Here is a 19960-nt window from a genome sequence, read left to right as displayed (position 1 = left end):
ACCAGGGGAACGCATGAGCACCATCAAGGCTTTTGTCATAGCAGGTACGCAAAGTGGATGCGGCAAGACCTCGGTCTCTCTGGGGCTGATGTCTTCCCTTGCCCGGCGTGGCCTGGCGGTGCAGCCTTTCAAGTGCGGCCCGGACTTTATCGACCCCGGCCATCACGGTCAGGCGTGCGCCCGCGACGGCAAACCTGTTCCCAGTCATAACCTCGACGGCTGGATGCTCGACGAGACCATTAATGCGGACATCTTCAACCGCTACGGCACCGGATGTGACGTGGCCGTGGTGGAGGGTGTCATGGGGTTGTTCGACGGCATCTCCGGCACCCGCGATGAAGGCTCCACCGCTCAGATCGCCAAGATCCTTGGCCTGCCCGTCATTCTGGTCGTGGACGCCCGCTCCATGGCCCGCTCCGCGGCTGCGCTGGTGTCCGGGTATGCGAATTTCGATTCAGACGTGAACATCGCAGGCGTGATCTTCAATCGGGTGGGGAGTGAGAACCACGCTGACCTTTTGAAAGAGGCCATGTCTCTGCTGCCGGATGTTCCGGTGCTGGGTTGCCTCGGACGTGATGAGGAAATCGCCACGCCGTCCCGCCATCTGGGGCTGGTGACAGCCGAAGAGGAAGAGCCCGACTCCGACCGTTATCAGCGGCTGGCTGATTGGGTGGAATCCGGGTTGGATATCGACGCGTTGCTGGAGGCTCTGCCTGACACGGATATTCTGCCGCCCTTCGAGCCTGTGCCCGGTATCGGTTCGGTCACCATCGGTGTGGCCCGGGATGCGGCCTTCTGCTTCTATTATGAAGAGAACCTCCGGCTCCTGCGCGAGGCTGGGGCCCGACTGGTGGAATTTTCTCCCATTGATGACCCGCGTCTGCCTGACAATCTGGACGGGCTGTATATCGGCGGGGGCTATCCTGAGCTATACGCCTTCGAGCTGGGCCAGAACAACAAGCTGCGGCGCGAGATCAAGGACTTCTGCGATTCGGGCAAGCCCGTCTATGCCGAATGCGGCGGGTTCATGTATCTGATGAGCGACATCATCACCCAGCGCGGCCGGTATGCCATGGCCGGAGTCTTTCCGTTCCGTGCCGAGATGGGCCAGCGGTTTCGAGCTCTGGGCTACCGTGAGGTGGTCACCCTCGGTCCCGGTCCCGTCGGAGACACTGGCACCACGGCTCGCGGACACGAATTTCACTACTCCGCCATCCAGACGGATGCGGATTTGACCACCACCACGACCATCTATTCCATGAGCGGCCGTAAAGGGCCCATTCATCACCCCGAAGGATTCCTGCAGGGCAATACGCTTGGGTCATACGTCCATCTGCACTTCGGCAGCTGTCCCGGTGTGGCCGAGGCCTTTGTGCAGGCGTGCCGCGATAGCGTGGAATCCGAATAGGCGAACAGCGTGACTTCCGATATCTCTTCCTCTTCCCGGCGCGGCCTCGCGGCCTGGGCTCTCTACGACTGGGCTAATTCCGGCTTTGCCGCCTTGGTACAGACCTTTGTCTTTGCCGCATTCTTTGCCCGGGCAGTGGCGGAGAACGAGACCCTTGGCACTGCCATGTGGGGCAACATGATGGGCGCGGCAGGGCTCCTCATCGGCTTGGGCGGGCCGCTGCTCGGCGCGGTTGCCGACCACACCGGCAGGCGCAAACCGTGGCTGGCCGTGTTTACCGCGCTGTGCATCCTCTGCACCGGATTGCTCTGGTTCGTGCAGCCAGATCCTTCCTTTGTCTGGCTCGCTCTGCTGCTGGCCGGGCTGGGCACTATCGGCTCTGAATATGCCATGATTTTTTACAACGCCATGCTGCCCGATCTGGCCGACGATAAGAGCATAGGCCGCTGGTCCGGTTGGGGCTGGGGGCTGGGCTATGCCGGAGGTCTGGTCCTGCTCATCATTGCCCTGTACGGCTTTGTGGAGCAGGGGGCGTGGTTCGGTGTGCCGCGAGAGCAGGCCATGCACGTACGGGCGGTCATGCCCCTGACGGCGTGCTGGTATCTGGTCTTTTGTCTGCCGCTTTTTTTTCTCTCCTGTGATCGACAGTCCACAGGCGTTCCTCTCGGCACCGCCATGGGGCTGGGCGTGTCGCAGGTCAGGAACTCCCTGCGCCATGTGCGTGACTACAAGGATATCGCCATCTTTTTGCTGGCCCGCATGCTCTATAATGACGGCCTGACCACCATGTTCGCCTTTGGCGGCATCTATGCGGCGGGCACCTTTGGCATGTCGCCCAGCGAGGTCATCATCTTCGGCATCGGGCTCAACGTCACTGCCGGGCTCGGCGCAGCCGGATTCGCGTGGATGGACGACAAGGTGGGGCCGCGCAAGACTATTCTCGTCTCCCTCGCGGGGCTGACCTTGTGTTGCGGGCTCATCCTTACTGTAGAGAGCCTGACCCTGTTCTGGATTTTCGGGCTGGCCGTGGGTATATTCGTAGGGCCGGTTCAGGCTTCGAGCCGTTCCTATCTGGCGCGGGTGGCCCCGCCGGAGTTGCGCGGTGAGATGTTCGGCCTGTTCGCCCTGTCCGGCAAACTGACCTCATTCATGGGTCCGCTTCTGGTAGGGTGGCTGACCCTGGCATCGGGCAGCCAGCGCGTGGGCATGTCGTCCGTGATCGTGCTGTTCGTCCTCGGGCTGGCGGGCATGATGTTCGTGCCGCCCGCCGTCAAACACAAGGAGTAGCCGTGTCCGATTTCCGCTTTGAAATAACCGATGAAGAAAAGGCGTACCTCAAGGAGCTGGTGGTCCAGTCCGTCTCCTTTGGCCTCAATCCTTCGGACGGTCCCTTTGGCCCGCCGGAACCGCCCACGGAGAAACTGCGCGAACAGTTGGGCGCGTTCGTCACCCTCAAGATCGGCGGTCACCTGCGCGGCTGCATCGGTAATGTGCAGGGCTCAGGCGAACTCTTCCGCACTGTCTGGGACATGGCGCAGAACGCGGCCTTTCGCGATCCCCGTTTCCCGCCCGTGACCGAGCACGACTTCGATGCGCTCGACTATGAAATTTCCATCCTTTCGCCCATTGATGTCTGTCCCGACCCGGAACTGGTGGAGATCGGTCGCCACGGTCTGATCATGTCCCGTGACGGCCGCTCCGGTCTGCTCCTGCCGCAGGTGCCTGTGGAGTGGAAGTGGGATCGCGAGACATTTCTGGCCCAGACCTGCGTCAAGGCCGGGTTGGATCGCGACGCGTGGAAGGACCCGGCAACCACCATCCTCTGGTTCGAGGCCGTGGTCTTTTAATGCTGACAAAAAAGATCGGAAAAGATTCCGGGCGGGTGTAAACGCAATGTGAGGATTCAGGAAAACCTCCTATCGACAGGAGACGGCGATTTCGGGTATTCTTCTTTATATTTTTAATAAACGTGTTATTGGATTCGTTATGAAGTTATTTGACGCAGCAAAGGGTAATGCCTGTGCTGCGTCCATTGCCTGAACCGGAACCGGACTAGAAGGAAATATGCCGTCTGAAGCCGCACCTGCCAAGCCGAACTCTTCTGCTCCCGAGGAGTCCAAGATTACCCGTATTCCGGGCGTGCAGCTCGATGTGACACCGGGTAAGGAGGTTATTCTCCGTCTTCCCGGCGTGTCTCAGAGCTACCGGGGCAAGATCGTCGGTTTTGATCCCTACGACTACATCATCGCCAAGGTGCGTCTGCCTTCGGCTGTGCGGCGCGACCTCTCATACGGCGGGCAGGTCATCCTCAAGTATGTGCACAAGGGAACGGTCTACGGCTTCAAGGCCAATGTGCAGAGTGCAATCACTTCGCCTGCATCACTGATCTTTTTTGAATATCCCGACGTCATCGAACGGCTTGCCCTCAGGCGTACGTCGCGTATGAACTGCAACATCGACAGCGAACTGCACGCTACGGATGACCATGTGGAGTGCATGGTGGTCAACGTGTCAGAGACCGGCTGTAAGATCGCGGCCCGTGCCGACAAGCGGAATCTGATTCAGCGTCTCAAGGTGGATGACGCCCTGATTGTGTCTATGAATCTGGGTAATTTCGGTGAGATGAAAGTGGCCATAGCGATCAAGAATATATCCCATGAAAAGGGGATTGTCTCACTGGGTTGCATGTTCCTCGACATAACCAAAGACGAAATGGCGACCATTCAGGGTTATCTGGAAAAGATAGCACGCCTTACTTCCTAGCACTGACGGATTTGTTTGATGATTAAGAAGCTCGCCATAGATGATCTCCGTCCGGGTATGGAAGTTGTGCAGATGTCGAGCTCCTTGTGGGAGCACCTTCCGAATCTCTATACCCAGCCGGGACCGATCAAATCCGAAGCACACCTGAAGCTGATGCGCGAGCAGGGGTATCAGCACGCCTTTGTGGAAGTGGAAGTCCCGGGCGAGCCGCTGGAGAAGCGGCTGGATGCCATCCTTGCGGACCGCATGAAGGATGCGCCCATCAAGGAGCGGGTGCCCTTCGACAAGGAAATCGAAGTGGCGGACCGCGCTTACAAGAGCGCCATGAACCACGCCCACCGTCTCATCAACGACGCCAAGATGGGGCGTAAGGTGGACTTCGAAGGCACGGTGGAAACCGTGGACGGGATTGTGAATTCCGCAGTCCGCAACCCTGACACACTACTCTGTCTTTCCAAGCTCGCGCAGTATGACGACTATACCTACGGGCACTGCATCAATGTGTCGGCCATTGCCGTGGTCTTTGGCGAATTTCTAGGTTTGAGCCGCGACGAGCTGACCCGCCTCGGCGTGGCAGGCATGATGCATGATCTGGGAAAAACCGCCGTGCCCGAACGCATCATCAACAAACGCGCCCGACTTTCCTCTGCCGAATTTGAAGAGATCAAAAGGCATCCGCAGTATGGCTACGATATCCTCAAGAGGCAGGGCGATGTGCCCGAGGATGTGCTCGAGGCCGTGCGCGATCACCACGAGAAATTCAACGGCAAGGGCTACCCGGCCAACCGGCACCGCTCCGACACTTCGGCCCTGGCACGCATCATCAGTCTGGCAGATGTCTATGACGCTTTGACCAGCGATCGTTCGTACAAGGATGCCATCCTGCCCAACAAGGCGCTGGCCATCATGTACGGCATGCGCGATCAGGCCTTTGACCCGTTGGAGGTCCAGCTCTTCATCAAGTGTCTGGGCATCTTCCCGTCCGGCTCACTGGTCAAACTCAGCACCGGCTTCTATGGGGTGGTCTACGAGTCCAATCCCAATCTGCCGCTTATGCCCAAAATCAAAATTATTCTGGACCAGGATCTGCGCCCCATCCCCTCGGAGCTGGTGGATCTCGCCGCTCGTCAGGCTGTCGGAGATGAGAATCTCGAAATACTTGAATGTGCGGACCCGACCGATTATCGTATCAACCTTAAACCGTATTTGACCCGCACGAGATAGTCTTATGTTTGATATTCTGGATATGGAAATATGGATTGGGCTGATCGCCCTGACTGCCCTGCTTTACTTGATCAAATTTATACAAGGTCGCTCCAAGCGGACCGTGTACCGCATCAGCTCTGAATCTCTTCAGCGTTCCAAGCAGGTCATGCTTAAAGTGCTCCCGCTGGTGGAAAATGTGGAGACCGACTCTGAACTGCTTGATGACCGCCGCCTGCCGTTCCCCAAGGACAACATCAAAAGCGCGGCCAAGATTCTCGCCTACTACTACTGGAAGCAGGATCAGCAGACCGAGCTGGCCCGGGTCAAAAACGTGTTCATTTCCCTGTCCCGTTTTCAGGACGTGGACCTCGGGCTTGAAGATCAGGCCCGCCGTTTGTCCAGCGAGAAAAAACGTCTCACTCGGGAGTTCGAATATTACATCACCCACTCCCCGTTCTCCACGGGCCGTGGCTTCAAATGCACCCAGCCTCGCACCTAAGGTCTGGCCCAAATACGACAGATACAACAAACGCCCGTTCCGCATAATGCAGAACGGGCGTTTTTCATTTTGAAAAAGATACGGGCGAATCCGCTATTCAGACTCTTTGGCGTGCGCTTCTCGCACCTCCTCAAAACGCTCCTTGAGCTTGGCCAAAATATGGTCATACCCTTTGGGAACGTGGGGGATCATGCAGTTCGTACAATCCTTGACCCCGGAGTCCAACATCTTGAAATTGCCCCCACAGTCCTCGAAGAAATAGAGCGGGCAAAAACAGAACAGACAGTTGAATTCCTCCGGCCGCTTGGTCTCATGGCACGGAAAGTACTTACAGTCCGTATTGCAAAAAAATCGATAGCTGTTTTCCATACCCCTCTTCTACCCCCTCACCCCCAAAAAATAAACACCCTAAGCACCTTGGTGGGCAAAGCCCACCAACAGCGGGTTCCCGCCTGACGCTCCGAACAACAACGCCATCCCCACGCCGTAAGGCTTGCGAGAGTGGTGCAGCCGCTAGGCGACGGGCGAGAGACAACCGGAGGCGTAGCAACGCTACGGTGAGGATTGGCTCGCGCTCGGCAACGACGCGGATGCGCCGCTCTCGCAAGCCGCACTAGTCGAGAACGATTTGGCGGAGCGAATCACTCCACGAGATCGTACAGGCCTCGGCGCGTTTTTTGGTGGTGACAGACTTGTTGCCGAAATAAATGGTCACGCCGGGGTGGACCTGGCGCAACACCTTGATCTTGAGTCCGCGGAGCTCTTCCTGTCGTTTGAGCATGAGCTGGTTGATCTGCTCACTGAGGGCCTTGCGCCGCTTGACCAGTGTGATGCGGTGCTTGAGCACTTCGGCCACGGCAGGGCGTTTCTCGGGCGGCGTGCGCATGAGAATAGATTCGGCCGGATCCGTACCCAGCGTGTCATCGATACGCTGAATCGCTTCCTTGATCTTGGCGCGTTCCAGACGGAGCTCATCGTCACTCTCGTATTCGATGGCCAGACCGACCTTGGTTTTGACGCCGAGGTCCGAACCGATCTCGTTGACCACCATGCCCTTGGCCGTCTGAATGTCACCACCCTGAATGTGTCCCTTACCCTCATAGGCAATGAGTTTGCCTTCGGCGCGGATGTAGGAGTTGGTGATGTCGTTGGAAATTTTGACATTGCCACCGGCATAGATGTTGGCGTTGGTGGTGTAGCTGGCAGCCACATCCCCCTCGGCCTCGATCTTGCCGCCGTCCGGCATGAGGATGCCGCCGCCCACGTCGATGTTGCCACCGGCATAGACATGCGCACTCTCAACAGAGCCTTGGACAATGACGTGTTTGGGGGCGGAGACCTCGAATCCGGCCTGTACTGAGCCGAGAATCTTGACCGAACCATGCTCCAGCTTCACGTTACCCGAGTTGAGGTCCACGTTGCCGGGGATGAGCAGGCAGTCGGTGACGGAGATTACGTTGCGTTCCATGACCAGGATGCCCTGCGCCTTGGACTCGTAGGTGATCTTGTCCTCATGGACCAGAACGTTCTCACCAAGATGGATGCGAAGCTCCTGACCGCCGTGGGCCGGGATGGTCTTGCCGTAAATATCGATACCACCCTCGCCGGGAGTGGGCGGGTGCAGTCGGCCAACGATCTGACCCGGTTCCACGAGGGGGTAGGTGCCGCGGTTCTTGAAGTCGAGACGGCCGGAGTCGTCTTCCACACCGGAAAGTTCGCGTGAGGAGACCAGAAATTCAAACCAGCCATCACGGCCCGGTACGGGGTGCTTGCCTGCAACAATGACCTGATCGAACAGGGGAACGCCGTTGGCGCGGGCCTGTCGCAGCTTGGCGTCGAGGCGGTCCGAGTCGATGTCGATGACCACGCCGAGGTCGCGCATCTCTTTTTCGAGACGGGCGGGGGTGATGTCCTGCCCGCGAAAATCTTTGCCGTGGATGTTGCCGCGAACCTGAATGGCGTCTTCGTCAATCGTGGGGATGGGGTCGACGGATATGACACCATCTTTGTAGCGGACCATGCCCCAGACCTGAGAGACGTAAGCTTCGGTCAGGGGGTCGAGCTCCACGTTTTCGCCCATGGTGACTTCAATGTCTTCGGGCTCGAAATCCTGTGTGGGCTTGAGCACGCGGCCATCGATGGTCTGGCCGTCGGCAGCATGCTTTGGTTCGTGCTTGCGGGCGAAACGGTCGCCGGGAAATACGGGGTATTCAAAGTCGCCCAGAGCAACGAGCGATGCGTTTTTTGGCTCCTGAGCGGGGATGCCGTGGACGAGGACCATGCGGCGGATTTCTCCGTCCCGCTGAATGGCTTCCACGACCTGTTTGGCGGCGATTTCATCGATGGGCAGCTGGACGCCAGCTGAGGCGACCTGACGGCGCAACAGCTCAACAGACGGACCTTCGCCCCCATTGGGAGGGAAGTACCGACTAACGCCGAGTTTCATGCCATCTTCAGACATGGCAAACCGAAAAAGTGCATCGGTGTTTTGCTGTGCCATAATGCTTAAATGCTGTTTGCTCATGGTCGGAAACTACGGCCAGAGCATGTTTTTTGTATAAAAAATAGACACCTGTGGCTCATTTTTTACACACCGCCAATTGAAATGCTAACATGGGGTCTCTTCCAACGCAATTGCATTAGAATACCGTAGTTTTAGTAATTATTGCCGGCTTGTTGCGGAGACCCGCCAGTAGAGTTCTTCCAGCAGGGAGAGCAGGTCGGCGTGGATGCCGCCGGGTTCAGGAGGTCGGCCGAACAGGGCACGGCGTTGTTCCATGAGACCGGCCTTGGAAACGGCGTCCGGGTCGGAGTGAAATACTGTCATGGAGAGGCGTTCGGCCAGTAGATACCCGGTCAGGCCGTTGCTGAGCAGCTTCATGAGCACCGAGAATTGGTCGCGGCGTTTGGCCCAGAAAGCCAGGGTGTCGTTGTCCGGCTCACAGGCCATGGCCTCGCAGATGAGCGAGTAGAGCGAGTTGATGCCTGCACCGGGGATGCCGCGTCGCCAGCCGAGGAGCCACGGATTGCGCCAGAACAGCAGGAAGTGATTAGTGCCAGTGTTGATGATTTCTTCCATGGACTTGCGCGCTGAGGTCAGTGCGGGGTCGTCCCAACGAACGGGGCGGGAGCTGACATCCCATGCGGGAACAGGTTCGCCGCCAACGGGTTCGCCCAGCGCTTCTGAGAGCATGTGGGCCAGAAAGCGGTTGGCCGGAGGCGAGGCCGGGGTCTCAAGGTGAGCGTAGCTCAGGATGACGCGACCCTTGCCGAAGTCATTGGTGGTGACGCAGGGCAGGCCGTCGAGAAAATCAGGGCGCAGATGCACGCCGTACAGGTTCTCCCAGTCGGTCATGGTGCCTTTGGGGAGCGTGGCCAGATGCAGGTCTGCTACCCAGAAGTCCGGGCCGGGAGTCTTGTAGCGGGCCAGCACGGTCACGCTGTCGTCCTTGGGGTCGAAGCGGCCGGGCCACCAGACAGGAAGCATGGCCGAGGCGTCGAGGGAGCCCGGCACCAACGGATGTCCGGAAGAAAGTTCGCAGTCGATGTGGCCGGAAAGAAAGTGGTGGAGCCGGTTTTTGTACCCCTTGCGGGACCATGGAGACAGGCCGAGGGAGTAGGGGCCGGTCAGGGCCAGACCGGTGCCGCCGCAGAAGCCGACATAGGTGCCGCCGTTGTGGACGTATTCGCAGATGGCGTCCATTCCCGCGATGCCGAGGCGGTCGGTTTTGCCTTTGGCGCGGCCGCCCGGGACAATGAGGACCTTGGGGACTTCTCCAGAACCGTCCGATCCGCCGGAAAGCTTGCCAGCAAGCACGCCATCAGCTATTTCCTTACCGCGCACGAGACGATGCGGAATACCCCACGCCCGAAGGGCGCGGGTGACCAACAGTCCCCAGAAATGTGACTCGTCCCAATATATATGTATGCTTGACATATGCGGCTCTCTCGACAAGGGTAGCCCGACGCTATCAAAGGGGCGCGCACTTGCGCAAGCGTAACTATACGATATTTCAAGCCGTCGGCCAAAAGGCCGGCGTTTTGTCGTGATAAAGGAAGGAAAACAATATGGCTCGCAAAGAACTCGCCAAGGCCTACGAACCGTGGGATGTTGAGGAAAAGTGGGAAAACCACTGGGAAGAAAACAAGACTTTTACGCCCGATCCAGAGGATGAGGGCGATGCCTACTCCATCGTCATCCCTCCGCCGAACGTCACCGGCGTACTGCATATGGGCCACGCCCTGAACCTGACTCTGCAGGATATCCTCTGCCGCTTCAACCGCCAGCAGGGCAAGAACGTCCTGTGGGTGCCCGGCACCGACCACGCGGGTATCGCCACCCAGAACGTGGTGGAACGCCAGCTCAAGGAAGAGGGCCTGACCCGTCACGACCTCGGTCGCGAGAAATTCATCGAGCGTGTCTGGGACTGGAAGAAGGAGAAGGGCGACCACATCCTCAGCCAGATCCGCCGCATGGGCGCCTCTGTTGACTGGACCCGCGAATGTTTCACTTTTGACGAAGACCGCGCCAAAGCTGTGCGCAAGGTTTTCGTTGAGCTGTACGAGCAGGGCCTGATCTACAAGGGCGACTACCTGATCAACTGGTGTAACCGCTGTCACACCGCGCTGGCCGATGACGAGGTCGAGCACGAGGATAAGCCGGGTGCGCTCCACCACATCAAGTACCCTCTGGCCGACGGTTCCGGCCACCTTGTGGTTGCCACCACCCGTCCCGAGACCATGCTGGCCGATAGCGCCATCTGCGTGAACCCCGAGGACGACCGCTTCAACCATCTCATCGGCAAGTTCGCCATCCTGCCGCTGGTCGGCAAGGAGCTGCCCATCATCGGCGATACCTACGTCGACATGGAGTTCGGTACCGGTTGCCTGAAGGTTACCCCGGGTCACGACTTCAATGACTGGGAGCTGGGCCGCAAGCATGACCTCGAAGTTATTTCCGTACTCACCGAGGACGGCAAGGTCAGCGAGAACGCCCCGGAAAAATATCAGGGCATGACCGTCAAGGAAGCCCGCAAGGCCGTCATGGCCGACCTCGAAGCCGAAGGCCTCGTTGTCGAAGTGGCCGATCACGACCACAGCGTCGGCGTCTGCTACCGCTGCAAGTCCACCATCGAACCCCACGTTTCCACCCAGTGGTTCGTGTCCATGAAGCCGCTGGCCGAGAAAGCCCGCGCTGCCGTGCCTTCCGAGACCCAGATTTACCCGGAACACTGGACCAAGACGTACTACCAGTGGCTGGACGAGATCCGCGACTGGTGTATCTCCCGCCAGATCTGGTGGGGCCACCGTATCCCGGCATGGACCTGTGAGGACTGCGGCGAGCTGATCGTGTCCATGGATGACCCGACTGCCTGCACCAAGTGCGGTTCCGCCAAGATCGAGCGCGACGAAGACGTGCTGGACACCTGGTTCTCCTCCGCCCTGTGGCCGTTCTCCACGCTGGGCTGGCCCGAAGACACCAAGGAGCTGGAGAAATATTATCCCACCGCCTGTCTGGTCACCGGCTTCGACATCCTCTTCTTCTGGGTTGCCCGCATGATGATGATGGGCCTCCAGTTCAAGGATCAGGTGCCGTTCAACCACGTCTACATCCACGCGCTGGTTCGCGACGAGCACGGCAAGAAGATGTCCAAGTCCACCGGCAACGTCATCGACCCGCTGGATATGATTTCCAAATACGGCGCTGATGCCCTGCGCTTCACCCTCACCAGCTTCGCCGCCATGGGCCGCGACATCAAGCTGAGCGAGCAGCGCATCGAAGGCTACAAGCACTTCATGAACAAGATCTGGAACGCCTCCCGCTTCGCCATGATGAACCTGCCGGACGAGATCCCGGCCGTGGACGTCACCGAAGCCGAAGGTCTGGCCAACAAGTGGATTCTGCACCGCCTCGAAGAGGTCAAGGAGTCCATTGCCAAGGCCACCGAAGAATATCGCTTCAACGAGATCGCCCAGACCCTGTACAAGTTCATCTGGTCCGAGTTCTGCGATTGGTACCTCGAAATGGTCAAGCCCGCCCTCTACGGCGAGGACGAGACCCAGAAGGCCGCCACCCAGAAAGTGCTCTGGACCGTGCTGTCCGAGATCATGGTCATGCTGCACCCGGTGACTCCGTTCATCACCCAGGAGATCTGGAACTCCCTGCCGCGTCCGGCTGGCGACGATCGCTCCGAGGATATCGCAACCCTGCCGTTCCCGGAAAAGCGCGAAGCCTGCCTGAACGCCGACGCTGTCAAGGAGATGGAGCTCTTCATGGGCGTGGTGTCCGGTACCCGCAACATCCGTACCGAGCTGCTCATTGAGCCCGCCAAGAAGCTGGACTTGCTGATCAAGACCGTGAGCGACGAAGACAAGGCTGTCCTCGAAGCCAACATGCACCTGATTCAGTCTCTGGCCCGCATCGACAACGTGACCATCGGCGCTGATGTAGAGGCTCCCAAGGCCTCCGGCGCAGCCGTGGTGCAGGGCAATGAGCTGTCCGTGCCGCTGGAAGGCGTCGTGGACTTCGAGTCCGAGCTTGCCCGTCTGGACAAGAACCTCGCGAAGCTCGAGAAGACCATGAAGGGTGTCTCCGGCAAGCTGTCCAACCCCGGCTTCGTCAACAACGCCCCCGAGGCCGTTGTCGAGAAGGAAAAGGCCAAGCTCGCCGAGATGGAAGAAGAGAAGAACAAATTGTCCGAACTCAAAGCACGCCTTGAGAGCGTGATGGGCTAAGCCCGCACAGTAGGAGATAATATTATGGCTAACGTGTTCCTCGTGGGTGCAGGTCCGGGCGATCCGGGCATGCTGACCCTTCGCGCCAAGGAGATCATCGAGACGTGCGACATCATGATCTACGACTATCTGGCCAACGCCGACTTCCTGAAGTGGTGCAAGCCGGATTGTGAAATCCTCTACGTCGGCAAGAAGGGTGGCGATCACACCCTGCCGCAGGACAAGATCAACGACCTGATCGTGGAGAAATCCCGCTCCGGCAAGATCGTCTGCCGCCTCAAGGGCGGTGACCCGTACGTGTTCGGTCGCGGCGGTGAAGAGGGCGAGGAACTGGTGGAAGCCGGTATCGACTTTGAGGTTGTGCCCGGTATCACCGCAGGCGTGGCCGCTCCGGCCTACGCAGGCATCCCGGTGACGCACCGCGATCACACCACCTCCGTCTGCTTCATCACCGGCCACGAAGATCCCACCAAGGGTGAATCCGGTCACAACTGGGAAGTATACGGCAAGTCCACCTCCACGCTGGTCTTCTACATGGGTGTGGGCAACCTCCCCATGATCTCCGAAAATCTCATGAAAAACGGTCGTGCCGCCGACACCCCGGTGGCGCTGGTCCGTTGGGGTACCCGCTGCAACCAGACCTCCTTTGTCTCCACTCTGGAGAACGTGGCCGAAGAGGCCAAGGAGCGTAACTGGAAGGCTCCGTCCATCATCATCGTGGGCGGCGTCTGCTCCCTGCACGACAAGCTGGCATGGTTCGAGAAGAAGCCCATGCTCGGCAAGGGCGTGGTTGTGACCCGTGCCCGCGAACAGGCTTCCGGTCTGGTGAACATCATGAAGGGCCACGGTGCCTGCGTGCATGAGTTCCCCACCATCTCCGTGGAGCATCTGGACGACTACAACGAGGTCGAGACCGCCATCATGCAGCTCGCCCGTTACCAGTGGGTCGTGTTCACTTCCGTCAACGGCGTGAAGTTCTTCTGGGAGCAGCTGGCCGAGATCGGCCTCGATTCCCGCATCTTCGCCGGCATGCAGGTGGCCGCCATCGGCCCCGCAACCGCTGACGAGCTGCGCGCCCGTGGCATCAACCCTGATTTCATCCCCGAGAAGTATGTGGCCGAACACGTTGTGGAAGGCTTGCTCAAGCTCGGCATTCAGGGTCAGGATGTGCTCATCCCCCGTGCCAAGGTTGCTCGCGAAGTGCTGCCCGAGGAGCTCAAGAAAGCCGGCTGCAACGTTACTGTTCTGCCGGTTTACGAGACCAAGCTGGTGCAGGCTTCCGGTGACGAGATCGTCGCCAGCCTCGACAACGGCGATATCCAGTACGTCACCTTCACTTCTTCCTCCACCGTCGAGAACTTCTTCGAGCTGGTGGACCCGGAAGTGTTCAAAAAATACACGGATGTGAAGATCGCTTCCATCGGTCCTGTCACCACCAAGACCGTGGAGCGTTTCGGCTTCAAGCCCGCCATCGAGCCCGAGGATTACACCATCACCGGACTGGTGGATGCGCTCTTGGCCGACGCCGAGTAATTCAGACTAAAATACGATAGAAAGAAGGCTCCGACCATTGGTCGGAGCCTTTTTCTTTGTATGGCGATTGGTTGGAACCAAGTTTGCTTTTTGATGAAAATATCGGAGCATTATAATCTCTGAAAAATGATTGCTACGCGTGTTGGGCCTGCTAATTTCATGGACAATAGGAGCTGTGCCATGACCGTAGCATATGATCTTATCAACAATGGTGATCACACCCTCGTCAAGACGAGCGGAGAGCTGAATTCATTGGTTAACATTCTTAAATTCATAGAAGAATTGATGAAGGACATTGTCCCATGTCATCAGCGGAATGTGCTGATCGATAATCGTGATTTGAGCGGTGATGCATTGAACTCATTTGATAATTATGACATCGCCGCATTCCTTGACGGCAAGGCCGAGTTGCGGCGTCTGAAGATGGCCGTGGTGGTGCCGCCTTCCCGTTTCAAGGCCCTCAAGGCGCTGGAGACATTCATACGTAACCGTGGCTTCTGCTTCCTGGGCTTTTGCGACATTGAAGACGCAGAGGAATGGCTGGTCGGCAAGAAGACTTCTGGTCCTCGTAAAAATCAATCCTTGAAAAAAAAGCAGGATTGCGCCAACTACTCCTGAGCGACGTTACTGACGTCGAGAAAATCGTCGCGCCCTGACCGGGCTGCTTAAGGAGTATCCATGTCTCTGCCCATTGCTGTTCTCGTTTCCGGAAGCGGGTCCAACCTGCAATCCATCATTGACCGTATTGAACAAGGCGTACTCGACGCCGAGATCAAGCTCGTCATATCCAACAAGGCACGCGCGTTCGGCATAGAGCGGGCCAAGAAACACAACATTCCTTACAAGGTGCTCCTGCACACGGAGTTTCGCTCCCGCGAGGACTTCGATCAGGCCATGGTGGACGCCATCACCGAGGCGGGCGTTGGTGAGGACGGTCTGGTTGTCATGGCCGGTTTCATGCGCATCGTCACTCCGGTTTTTCTCAGCGCATTCGCTAATCGCGTCATCAACATCCACCCCGCGCTGCTGCCCAGTTTTCCCGGTGTAGACGGACAGGGCGATGCTGCCGACTACGGCGTTAAGATTGCCGGCTGCACCGTGCATTTTGTGGAAGAAAAGATGGACCACGGCCCGGTCATCATTCAGGCCGCCGTTCCCTGTCAGGCAGGCGAAGACGGCAACGAGCTCAGCCCCCGTATTCTCAAGATGGAGCATCGCATCTTTCCGCAGGCCATCCAGTGGTATGCCGAAGGTCGTCTGAAAGTTAACGACCGCCATGTCGACCTCCGCGTTTCCGGCAAGCGGTGTGCGGGGCAGCCCAAAGCGGATCTCGAACCCTCGACGTACGCGCTGGTCTGGCCGCCGCTGGAAGAAGGCTTCTAGGCGAACGCAGATAAAAATAGTAAGGCCCGAAGCTCAGTGCTTCGGGCCTTTTCTTATTGTGTGTTTTCTTTGCGGCAGTATTGCACAAACAGCCGCATCAGACTGGTGGATTCCGGCGTGTCCTTCACGCCTTCCAGCGCGGCGTCGACATCGCCTCCGTGTTCGCGGATGGCATCGGCTTGTTGCGCAACATAGTTCCGTTCGGCAGCGGCATCGAACTCCGGGTGGAACTGTACGCCCCATATGTGGCTGCCGATGCGGAAGGCCTGATGCGGTTCATGGACGCTGGCAGCCAGCAGCGTTGCGCCTTGCGGCAACTCCAGCGCGCATTGGTAATGGGTGGTGTGGCCGGGAAATGTGTCGGGCAGCTTGGAGAAGAGCGGGTCTTCCTGGGCGGCATCGGTCATGCTGATGGTCATGGTGCCGATCTCCGGACCGTTGGGATGAAACCCGGCCTTGCCCCCGAACGCCTGGGCGAGCATCTGGTGGCCGAAGCAGATGCCGAAGATGGGCAGGTCCGTATCCGCAGCCTCGCGGAGCCATGCTTCAGTGGTGCGAATCCAGTCGTGATCTTCGGTGACCATGTCGTGCGAACCGGTTATGGCACAGCCGAGATACTCGCCCGGATCGGGCAGGGAGTCGCCCTCTTGAACGTTGACGCAGTCCCATTCGTTGGTAGACAGGCCCATGACCTTGGCGGTCCAGTCCTCAAAGTCTTTATGCTCGGCGGCGTAATTTTCAAAAGTGCCGCCGGTTTTGATAATCAGAAATTTGTTCATTGGAACCTACAAAAATGTATGTAATTCAGAATGGTTCACGATGCAGAGGAACATGCGCCCAAATGTGATGGCTGTCAATGGAGCCTACTTGAACAGGACATGCCATTTGCGGTAACAAGGTATAAAAATACGGAGTGGAGATGCACAAAATAAATATAGTTCGTCAGTGGACTCGTCGAGAGTTCATGAAAGCGGGTGGTATGACCGCACTGGGCGTTGCCCTCGGCGGTTGCGCCAAGAACCCGGTGACTGGCCGCAGCCAGTTTATGCTCGTTTCCGAGGAGCAGGAAATCGCCATGGACAAGCAGGCCTCGCCGCATCAGCTTTCCAATGACTATGGCGCAGTGCAGGAGGAGGCCCTCAACGAGTACGTGACCAGCGTGGGTGCGCGGCTCGCCAAGACGAGCCATCGTCCCGACATGCCGTACTCCTTCCGCGTGGTGAACGCCAACTACGTCAACGCATACGCTTTTCCCGGTGGCACTATCGCGGCCACTCGCGGCATCATGCTGGAACTCGACAACGAGGCCGAGCTGGCCGGATTGATTGGCCATGAGGTCGGGCACGTCAACGCCCGCCACACCGCCTCGCGCATGTCCAACCAGCAGGCTGTCACCATTCTCGCCGGTGTGGGCGGTGCCGCAGTCGGTGCCATCTACGGCAACGAATGGGGCGCATTGGCCGGTGGTCTGGCCGGTATCGGCACCGGATTGCTGCTCGCCTCCTACAGTCGTGACGACGAGCGTCAGGCCGATGCCCTTGGCATGGAGTACATGACCAAGGCGGAGTATAATCCCGACGGTATGGTCGGTCTCATGGACATGCTCAACGATCAGCATGACCGCGAGCCGAGCACCATGGAAGTGATGTTCTCCACCCATCCCATGTCCAGCGAGCGTCTCGCCACGGCCAAGAAGGCTGCCTACACCCAGTACGCCAGCGCCAGCGAGTACAGGGTGTACCGCGAGCGGTACATGGACAACACCGCCTCCCTGCGCAAGATCGCTCCGGCCATTGAGGATTTGCAGGATGCGGAAAAGCTTATGGCCCAGAAAAAGTACGACGAGGCCGAGGGCAAATGTCAGTCCGCGCTCAAGGTCGCGCCCAACGATTATGCCGCGCTCATGATCATGTCCAAGTGTCAGGTGGCCAAGGCCAACTACGCAGGGGCGGTGCCCTATGCGACCAAGGCGCGTGAGGTCTACCCCTCCGAGGGACAGGCCATGCAGTTCAACGGTCTGCTCATGGTGCGCAACAAGAATTACGCCGCGGCCTTCGACAATTTCAACGCCTATGATCAGCAGTTGCCCGGTAATCCGTACACCGCGTTCTACAAGGGCTACTCCGCCGAAAACATGGGTGATCGCCGCACTGCCGCAGAGAACTACATCCGTTTTCTCAAGCAGGTGAATCAGGGCGATCAGGCCAAGTATGCCTATTATCGTCTGGTCGAGTGGGGGTACATCAAGGGCGAAGCTATCCCTATTGCCGATCCCCTCAAAGGTATCGTTTAGGGGAAGCCTCCGGCGGCGCTATCTCTGCTGTCCTCATCCGTAAGACTCGAGGACTCGTTAACGGCTTAGTCTGCCAGCGGGGCCACCTCGCCGGTGGGGCGTCTCCGACGGCTTAAGAACCCTTTGGGAAAAGGGTTCTTAAGAATCTCCTAAACCTTTTGTCGCTCGCTTCGCTCGGGGGTGTTGGAGTATTAGGGCTCTTTCTATTTTAATAACCTTGCGGCGATAGCCGCAGATGGGATTCCAAAGGCCCTCGGCCTTTGGCGGGTGCAGGGCAGCGCCCTGCTAGTTTACTCTTAATCTCGCCGCAGGCGACCTCATATTCTGATTTCAATAAAAAAGGCCGCCCCTTTTCAGGAGCGGCCTTTTCGTTGTGTTGGCATTAGCTCTACGCGTGCTCGGCGACGGCGTCTTCCTTTCGGAAGAAGCGCTTGGCCAGATAGATGAAGGGCGTATCGAGGACGGCCACTGCCACCTTGATGATGTAGGTGGAGAGCAGGATTTCCATGAAGATCTCCATGGGGAAAACGCCCCAGAAGGCGATGACGCAGAAGATAGAGGAATCCAGCAACTGGCTGACCATGGTGGACGCGTTGTTACGCAGCCAGAGCATGCGACCGCCGGTGCGCTCCTTGAGGGCATGGAAGGCCCAAACGTCGTGGAGCTGGGAAATCAGATAGGCAGCCATGGAAGCGAGGGCGATGCGCGGCATGAAGCCGAACAGGGCGGACAGATGCGGCTGTGCGAAATCATCGGCAGCGGGCTGGAAATAGAGGGCGATCTGCATATAGGCGACCATCATGACCAGGGTCATGAAGCCGAGCAGCACGCCTTTGCGGGCCTCTTTCTTGCCGTAAAATTCACTGAGCAGGTCGGTGGCCAGAAAGACGCTGGCATACAGGACATTACCGAGGGTGGTGGTCAGGCCGAAGAGTTCCACGGTTTTGAGCACCTGAATGTTGCACAGGAGCAGGTTGAAAACCATGAGACCGAACAGGCCGACACGACCGAAGAACCGGTACACGGCGAGAACCATGCACAGGTCGACAAGGGCGAAAATGATCCATAACGTTTCGTTCATGGGGGTTGGCATTGCCCGAGATGCGGTGGCAGGTCAAGGGAATTGAGGTATATTTATGAAATATATAAAACGGGAGCGAATGGCCCGCAGCCGTTGATGGACATGAAGATTGCGCTTTTTCAGCTGGTTGCGGGCGGACGAAGTTCCTGTTTTTCTCCTCTTTAAAAAAACGGCGGTCTCAAGTACAAACTCCCCAACACACATTTGAAATTGCTCAAGCAAAAGGACGCTCCTTGCCTCGCATCAAACTGACCCTTGCCTATGACGGCACCGACTATTCCGGCTTTCAATTGCAGCCGCGCGATCGCACCGTGCAGGGCGAATTGGAGAGGGCGCTGGGCAGAATATTTGACCAGCCGCCGAGAGTGCATGGCTCGGGGCGGACGGACTCCGGCGTACATGCCATGGGGCAGGTGGCACATTTCGATTGCCCGGATGACAAGGCGCATGTGCCGTGGCAACGGTCGCTCAATTCCCTGCTTCCTGATGACGTGTGCGTGCTGAAGGCTGAGGTTGTGGATGATGATTTCCACTCCCGTTTTTCGGCGCGGGGCAAGGTGTATGAATACGTGCTGTGGACGAAGTACGAGTTCTGTCTGCCGCATCGTCGTCGATTCGTGTGGGACTGTGGCCCTGTGGACTTCGATGCCATGGAAGAAGCCGCGCAGGTCCTTTTGGGCGAGCATGATTTCTCGGCTTTCCAGAACGTAGGCACAGTGGTGAATTCAACCGTGCGCACTATTACGGAAATTTCCCGGCACCCCGGTGTTAATGAGCATGAGGTCGTGTGGCGGTTCAAGGCTAACAGCTTTCTGAAGCAGATGGTTCGCAACCTCATGGGCTGCCTTGTGGCCTGTGGGCGAGGCCGTCTGGGGCCTGATGATGTGCGCAGGATTCTCGCCTCGAAAGACCGGAGCGAAGCCCCGCCAACCGCGCCGCCGCAGGGGTTGACCCTTATCTCTGTTTTCTATCCTGACTATTTGTAATTCTTAACCAATTTGTCACGTTTCTTTGCTTCCCAAAAACGATGGGAGGGGTACGGTGCGTCCAATTCACCTT

General features: G+C 58.2%; 17 protein-coding genes. 12 read left to right on the top strand and 5 right to left on the bottom strand.

The features are described 5' to 3' along the window. Nucleotides 1–13: 13 nt before the first annotated feature. The 6 genes from HFN16_RS03935 to HFN16_RS03910 all read left to right on the top strand — a co-directional run bounded on the left by HFN16_RS03935 (nt 14) and on the right by HFN16_RS03910 (nt 5876). Nucleotides 14–1408: a cobyrinate a,c-diamide synthase gene (locus HFN16_RS03935; RefSeq protein ID WP_168889459.1), complete on the top strand. Its 1395-nt coding sequence runs from the start codon at nt 14–16 to the stop codon at nt 1406–1408. Between the two features lie 9 nt (nt 1409–1417). After that, entirely contained in the window at nt 1418–2695 is a 1278-nt protein-coding gene (locus HFN16_RS03930; RefSeq protein WP_168889458.1) for an MFS transporter, read from the top strand. A gap of 2 nt (nt 2696–2697) precedes the next feature. Further along, nucleotides 2698–3255, top strand: coding sequence for an AmmeMemoRadiSam system protein A (gene amrA, locus HFN16_RS03925; RefSeq protein ID WP_168889457.1), 558 nt, complete (start codon nt 2698–2700; stop codon nt 3253–3255). A 217-nt stretch (nt 3256–3472) separates the two neighbouring features. Then, complete coding sequence (locus HFN16_RS03920; protein ID WP_168889456.1) at nt 3473–4171, top strand: flagellar brake protein; 699 nt, start codon at nt 3473–3475, stop codon at nt 4169–4171. Nucleotides 4172–4189: 18 nt separating this feature from the next. Then, nucleotides 4190–5395 carry an HD-GYP domain-containing protein gene (locus HFN16_RS03915; protein WP_168889455.1) on the top strand — a complete coding sequence of 402 codons (1206 nt, stop codon included), beginning with the start codon at nt 4190–4192 and terminating at the stop codon, nt 5393–5395. 4 nt (nt 5396–5399) lie between these two features. Beyond that, on the top strand, nt 5400–5876 hold the full coding sequence (locus HFN16_RS03910) for a hypothetical protein (protein ID WP_247648433.1): 477 nt from the start codon (nt 5400–5402) through the stop codon (nt 5874–5876). 93 nt (nt 5877–5969) lie between these two features. Here the strand turns inward: HFN16_RS03910 and HFN16_RS03905 are convergent, their stop codons facing one another. The 3 genes from HFN16_RS03905 to HFN16_RS03895 form a co-directional block, all read right to left on the bottom strand. Further along, nucleotides 5970–6245: a cysteine-rich small domain-containing protein gene (locus HFN16_RS03905; protein WP_168889454.1), complete on the bottom strand. Its 276-nt coding sequence runs from the start codon at nt 6243–6245 to the stop codon at nt 5970–5972. A 244-nt stretch (nt 6246–6489) separates the two neighbouring features. After that, a complete protein-coding gene (locus HFN16_RS03900; RefSeq protein ID WP_247648432.1) occupies nt 6490–8400 on the bottom strand; it encodes a FapA family protein in 1911 nt (636 codons plus the stop codon). Nucleotides 8401–8538: 138 nt separating this feature from the next. Continuing rightward, entirely contained in the window at nt 8539–9813 is a 1275-nt protein-coding gene (locus HFN16_RS03895; RefSeq protein ID WP_168889453.1) for a BPL-N domain-containing protein, read from the bottom strand. Between the two features lie 131 nt (nt 9814–9944). Here HFN16_RS03895 and HFN16_RS03890 point away from each other — a divergent pair, with 131 nt between their 5' ends. From HFN16_RS03890 to purN, 4 genes are all read left to right on the top strand, one after another. Then, complete coding sequence (locus HFN16_RS03890) at nt 9945–12611, top strand: valine--tRNA ligase (RefSeq protein WP_168889452.1); 2667 nt, start codon at nt 9945–9947, stop codon at nt 12609–12611. Between the two features lie 24 nt (nt 12612–12635). Beyond that, nucleotides 12636–14144, top strand: a complete 1509-nt coding sequence (gene cobA / locus HFN16_RS03885) for a uroporphyrinogen-III C-methyltransferase (RefSeq protein WP_168889451.1) — start codon at nt 12636–12638, stop codon at nt 14142–14144. 180 nt (nt 14145–14324) lie between these two features. Next, the gene (locus HFN16_RS03880) at nt 14325–14762 is read left to right on the top strand and encodes a hypothetical protein (RefSeq protein ID WP_168889450.1); all 438 of its coding nucleotides are present in this window, start codon (nt 14325–14327) and stop codon (nt 14760–14762) included. A gap of 60 nt (nt 14763–14822) precedes the next feature. Next, a complete protein-coding gene (gene purN / locus HFN16_RS03875) occupies nt 14823–15527 on the top strand; it encodes a phosphoribosylglycinamide formyltransferase (protein WP_168889449.1) in 705 nt (234 codons plus the stop codon). A gap of 53 nt (nt 15528–15580) precedes the next feature. Here the strand turns inward: purN and HFN16_RS03870 are convergent, their stop codons facing one another. Next, complete coding sequence (locus HFN16_RS03870) at nt 15581–16306, bottom strand: glutamine amidotransferase (protein WP_168889448.1); 726 nt, start codon at nt 16304–16306, stop codon at nt 15581–15583. 140 nt (nt 16307–16446) lie between these two features. Here HFN16_RS03870 and HFN16_RS03865 point away from each other — a divergent pair, with 140 nt between their 5' ends. Continuing rightward, nucleotides 16447–17820 (top strand): M48 family metalloprotease, encoded by a 1374-nt coding sequence (locus HFN16_RS03865; RefSeq protein WP_168889447.1) that lies wholly within the window; start codon nt 16447–16449, stop codon nt 17818–17820. A 388-nt stretch (nt 17821–18208) separates the two neighbouring features. On the opposite strand, the gene HFN16_RS03860 is transcribed toward HFN16_RS03865, so the two are convergent. Beyond that, nucleotides 18209–18901 (bottom strand): queuosine precursor transporter, encoded by a 693-nt coding sequence (locus tag HFN16_RS03860; protein WP_168889446.1) that lies wholly within the window; start codon nt 18899–18901, stop codon nt 18209–18211. A 233-nt stretch (nt 18902–19134) separates the two neighbouring features. Here HFN16_RS03860 and truA point away from each other — a divergent pair, with 233 nt between their 5' ends. Then, nucleotides 19135–19887 (top strand): tRNA pseudouridine(38-40) synthase TruA, encoded by a 753-nt coding sequence (gene truA / locus HFN16_RS03855; protein ID WP_168889445.1) that lies wholly within the window; start codon nt 19135–19137, stop codon nt 19885–19887. The last annotated feature ends 73 nt before the right edge of the window (nt 19888–19960 follow it).

The organism is Pseudodesulfovibrio sp. zrk46, from assembly GCF_012516435.1.
Taxonomy (GTDB): Bacteria; Desulfobacterota; Desulfovibrionia; order Desulfovibrionales; family Desulfovibrionaceae; genus Pseudodesulfovibrio.
Note: the sequence above shows the minus strand (reverse complement) of the source record. Positions and strands in the feature narration are given on the sequence as shown.